The organism is Streptococcus lactarius, assembly GCF_016642265.1.
Lineage (GTDB): Bacteria > Bacillota > Bacilli > Lactobacillales > Streptococcaceae > Streptococcus > Streptococcus lactarius.
Genome location: NZ_MRXX01000011.1, coordinates 31312 through 35954 on the forward strand (window position 1 = coordinate 31312; position 4643 = coordinate 35954).

The 4643-nt window shown below is 41.9% G+C and carries 6 protein-coding genes; all 6 read right to left on the reverse strand.

All coding sequences use genetic code 11. The annotated features are described in order from the left end of the window. Nucleotides 1–24: 24 nt before the first annotated feature. The 6 genes from BTU61_RS08160 to BTU61_RS08185 all read right to left on the reverse strand — a co-directional run bounded on the left by BTU61_RS08160 (nt 25) and on the right by BTU61_RS08185 (nt 4495). Nucleotides 25–579 carry an SP0191 family lipoprotein gene (locus BTU61_RS08160; RefSeq protein WP_200773114.1) on the reverse strand — a complete coding sequence of 185 codons (555 nt, stop codon included), beginning with the start codon at nt 577–579 and terminating at the stop codon, nt 25–27. A gap of 288 nt (nt 580–867) precedes the next feature. Continuing rightward, entirely contained in the window at nt 868–2532 is a 1665-nt protein-coding gene (locus BTU61_RS08165; RefSeq protein ID WP_200773115.1) for a DAK2 domain-containing protein, read from the reverse strand. 2 nt (nt 2533–2534) lie between these two features. Then, complete coding sequence (locus BTU61_RS08170; protein ID WP_187538136.1) at nt 2535–2900, reverse strand: Asp23/Gls24 family envelope stress response protein; 366 nt, start codon at nt 2898–2900, stop codon at nt 2535–2537. Between the two features lie 140 nt (nt 2901–3040). Continuing rightward, the gene (gene rpmB / locus BTU61_RS08175; protein WP_001140948.1) at nt 3041–3229 is read right to left on the reverse strand and encodes a 50S ribosomal protein L28; all 189 of its coding nucleotides are present in this window, start codon (nt 3227–3229) and stop codon (nt 3041–3043) included. Between the two features lie 119 nt (nt 3230–3348). After that, the gene (locus BTU61_RS08180) at nt 3349–4044 is read right to left on the reverse strand and encodes a LiaF transmembrane domain-containing protein (protein WP_200773116.1); all 696 of its coding nucleotides are present in this window, start codon (nt 4042–4044) and stop codon (nt 3349–3351) included. Nucleotides 4045–4048: 4 nt separating this feature from the next. Next, nucleotides 4049–4495 carry a LytTR family DNA-binding domain-containing protein gene (locus BTU61_RS08185; protein ID WP_200773117.1) on the reverse strand — a complete coding sequence of 149 codons (447 nt, stop codon included), beginning with the start codon at nt 4493–4495 and terminating at the stop codon, nt 4049–4051. Between the last annotated feature and the right edge of the window lie 148 nt (nt 4496–4643).

Genomic DNA, 4643 nt, shown 5'->3' on the forward strand with positions numbered 1-4643 from the left:
CTGTCCCACTCTCTTTTTGTCTTCTTACTGACCTTCTTCTTTCATGCCATGCAATTTCAAGGCCTTCACCAAGGCATCTGCCTTCATATTCTTCAAGTCATTGAGACCGGCATCTTTGAAGTAGGAAATTTGCTCGAGAGATTTAGCATCAATTTTGTTGAGGTCAATCACACTGGTTGAGAGTAATTTCTTCTCTGGTGTGACACTATACTCCAAACTAAAACCTGGAACTGTTTTCAGCTTTTTATAGTCTTCATTTTGTTCTAGCAAAGCCTGAATAGCAGCTGTCAGCTCTTCTGGAGACTTTTCTGCCGCAATTGCTCCGAGCTGTTGAGGTAGGTCTGCAGTTACTTCGATACGAAGGTTTTCAACCTTATCTCCTTTTGACTGAATAATATCGCGGTGCTTGGTCCCATGGATATCCCCGACCAAGGTTGTGGTTTTTTCTTCTATTTTTGGTTCTTTTTTAACAGTGGAACTGCTAGATGAGCTAGAGGCTGTAGTTTTCTTTGTTTGGGATTGCGAACAACCAGTCAATACCAAAATGGCTAGCCCAAGGGTTACAAAAAATTTCTTCATTTTTATAACTCTCCTTTCACATACTAATACCAGTATAACATATCGCATCTTTCTTGTCTAAAAACTCCATCACTCAAACCTTTTTCCACTCATTTCAACCTTTTCATTTTTTGAAAAAATTCACATACTTTTCTCCCATTTTCAACCTTCGTTTTGCTTTAAATCCACGTTCTCCTCCCTCATCAAATGCAGGAAGAAGTATCATCCGTAGGAAGCTCTTAATTGAAACCTTTATTTAGGAAAAAATTTATGCACATAAAAAGGTCCCTTTCGGAACCTTCTGTTCATTTATTCTACACTAAACAAGTATGGGTAAACGGGTTGGCCACCTTGGTGGATTTCCACTTCTACGTCTTCGTATTTTTCTGCGAGACTTTGGGCCAATTCGTTTGCCACTTCCTCACTACCCTCTTCACCAACATAGATGGTCACAATTTCACTGTCTTCGTCCAACATGTGAGCGAAGGTTTCTTCCAAGGTTTCCATCATGTCTGGATTTGAAACGACGATCTTACCATCTACCATACCGAGGTTATCATTTTCGTGGATTTCAAGACCATCAATAGTGGTATCCCGAACAGCAGTCGTTACGCTACCAGAAACAACATCCGCCAATGCAGCGCTCATGCGTTCATAGTTTTCTTCGATAGACTTACTTTCATCAAAGGCAAGAAGACTGGTTAATCCTTGAGGAATTGTCTTGGTCTCTACAACTGCTGCAGGTTGATCAATCACTTCTGCTGCAGATTGAGCAGCCATCAAGATGTTTTTGTTGTTTGGCAAGATAATGATGTTGCGTGCATTCAAGCCTTCAACAGCTTTGACGAAATCTTCCGTTGATGGGTTCATGGTTTGACCACCTGAGATGATGTAGTCTACGCCCTGTGCCTTGAAAATATCTGCCAAGCCATCACCTGCTGCAACAGCAATAATCGCATATTCTTTTTCTTCAACTGGTTTGGCTTGACGCTCTTCTTTTTCAACTTGCGCTTCGTGTTGGTTGCGCATGTTGTCAACTTTTACTTTGACCAAGCTTCCGTACTTAAGACCTTCTTGCATGACAAGACCTGGATCTTCTGTATGGACGTGAACTTTGACAATCTCATCGTCATTCACCACTAATAAGGAATCCCCAAGGTTGTTCAAATAGTTACGGAATTCATCATAATCAAAGTCTTTAACGTAAGTTGGGCCTTGTTTCAAGGCAACCATGATTTCTGTACAGTAACCAAACTTGATGTCTTCTGTTGCCACATGTCCAGCGACTGATTTGTGGTGCTCCGCATTGATCATTTCACTCATATTTGCAGGAGTAGCCACAAAGTCCTCAGAAGCACTGTATTCGCCTGTAAGAGCTGACAAGAAACCTTCATAGATGAAGACCAAACCTTGACCACCAGAGTCCACGACACCAACTTCTTTCAAGACTGGCAACATATCTGGGGTCTTAGCAAGAGCTGTTTTTGCACCTTCAAGAGCCGCACGCATAACTTCTACCGCATCATTGGTAGATTCTGCTTTTTTCTTGGCACCAATAGCTGCTCCACGAGAAACTGTCAAAATAGTTCCTTCAACTGGCTTCATAACGGCTTTATAGGCTACTTCAACACCAGACTGGAAGGCTGCCGCAAGAGCCGCTCCGTCCAATTCATCCTTGTCTTTGACGCTTTGAGAAAAGCCACGGAACAACTGAGAGGTGATGACCCCTGAGTTCCCACGTGCTCCCATCAAGAGGCCTTTCGCAAAGATCCCTGCAGCTTCTCCAACAGTTGAAGCAGAACGGTCAGATACTTCTTTGGCCCCATTTTCGATGGTCATTCCCATATTGGTCCCTGTGTCCCCGTCTGGTACAGGAAAGACGTTCAAAGAGTTTACATATTCCGCTTGTTTATTTAAGCGCGTAGCCCCCGCTTGGACCATTTCTTGAAATAAACTTGTAGTAATATTAGCCACGATCATTCTCCCACAATTTTGATATTTTGAATATAGACATTCACTGTATCCGTAGTGATTCCAAGTTGATTTTCCAAACTAAATTTCACACGTTCTTGAATATTTTTTGAGACTTCGCTAATCTTTGTTCCATAGCTCAAAACAGTGTAAACATCAACTGCGATAGCACCTGCTTCTGTTGTTTTGACAACAACACCTTTAGAAAAGTTTTCTTTCCCTAAGAGGGCTTGAAAATTATCTTTGATCGCATTTTTGCTGGCCATTCCGACCACACCAAAGATCTCAGTAGCGGCACCGCCTACAACCGTTGCGATAACCTCATCAGTCAATTCAATTTGACCGTCCTTTGTATTGATTTTTACTGTCATCATTTCTACCTCAAAAGTATTTTATATTCTATTTTACCATAAAAGAAGACAACTGTAAAAGGGTAGGGACTATTCTCCCCGCCATAACAGCTGTCTCTGAAGGAATAGAAAAGAACCTCAAGGAGGTTCTCATTTCTTTATTAAACGCGTTCTACTTTACCAGATTTCAATGCACGAGCTGAAGCCCAAACTTTTTTAGGTTTACCATCGATAAGGACAGTTACTTTTTGAAGGTTTGGTTTTACGGCACGTTTTGTTTGGTTCATCGCGTGTGAACGGTTGTTACCTGATACAGTCTTACGACCTGTGAAATAACATACTTTAGCCATTTCTGTGTTTCCTCCTATTAGATCTAATATAACGGATGTGCTAGCACCACATACCGTACTATATTACCAAAAAAAATCTCTCTTGGCAAGCTTTTGGAGAAAGTTTTTCATTTTCTATTTTAAGAAAACGAATTCGCACCGACATAGATAATTTCCAGATTTCCTAAGGAAACATCGCCCGTAATGTAGAAATCCTTGCTAGTGAGAGTACTTGGATTTTCCTGATGTTGGATGGCTGAGAGGGAATTGTCTACATTGACATGGACGCGCCAATCGCTTGGTACATAAAGACTGAGACTTCCAAGTGAAACATCCACATCAAACTGGGCAGACGGTCCGTCAATCCGGCAATTGTCAAAATAAACCGATGCTTCTCCGAGACTGACGTCTGCACTTCCATGGGTAAAGTGTTGATCATTGAGATACTTGGTTACTGTAGAAAAAGTGACATCAATATTGTTGCCATCCACCTTGCTCATCGAACCAGTGGAAGAAGAACCGAAACGTACCTTTGTCTTCTTAGAGGGCTTGAATAAAATATTGAGACCGATCACAGCTAGGACGGAAGAAAGGATCACCACCGAATTGGATACCGGAAGGAAATGGTATTGCCCATTGAGACAAAAGAGGGCTAAAAGTCCATAGATGAAGCCCCAACCAAAGTGGCGTTTCAAAAAACTAGAGAGAGAGAGAACCGCTAACAAAGTGACCCATGCCAAAGTCCAAATGCTGATGTCCCATTTTACAAAATAGCCCTGTAAGAGCACCAAGGCTGCTAAAAGGATTAAGAAGATTCCAATTAATTTTTTTCTCATGATATTACCTCATTTCATTTAGTCGTTCTTTTAAGAGTTGGTAGTAGCGTCTGGATACGTGGACCTGCTTGTGGGTTTGGTAGAAGTTGACCGTGCTGGTCCCTGAAAAAGACTTTTCCAACGAGTAGATCTGTTTCGCGTTGACAATGGTGGATTTGGAAATCCGACAAAAGGCGATAGGAAGTATCTCCTCCAATTCATAAAGCTTCTGCTTGACCTCATAGGCCTCATCCCTGGTATGCCCATAGATTTTCTCCCCATCCGTCTCAAAAAAGAGAATGGACGCCACATCCAGAAAATACTCACTTCGATCCTTGTAGAAAGCCAAGGGCACGATCTTTTGTTTGAAGATGCTCTCTTGCAGCTGGGTCAACTCCGGGGTCAAGCGAGGAGCTCGAATCAAGATCTCCGGCTCATCCATGGACGGATCCAATTCGATTCTAACTTTCATAAAACTCCTTTCCCAACATTTTGATAGTACCATTATAACAGCTGTTGAAAACAAAACAAGGGCTTTTCAGTAAGTGGCACGTTTTGCCCATCAAGAGGTAGTTTTTGAGAAGTAAAAAAGAGGCTGGGACAGAAATCGGTCATTCGTT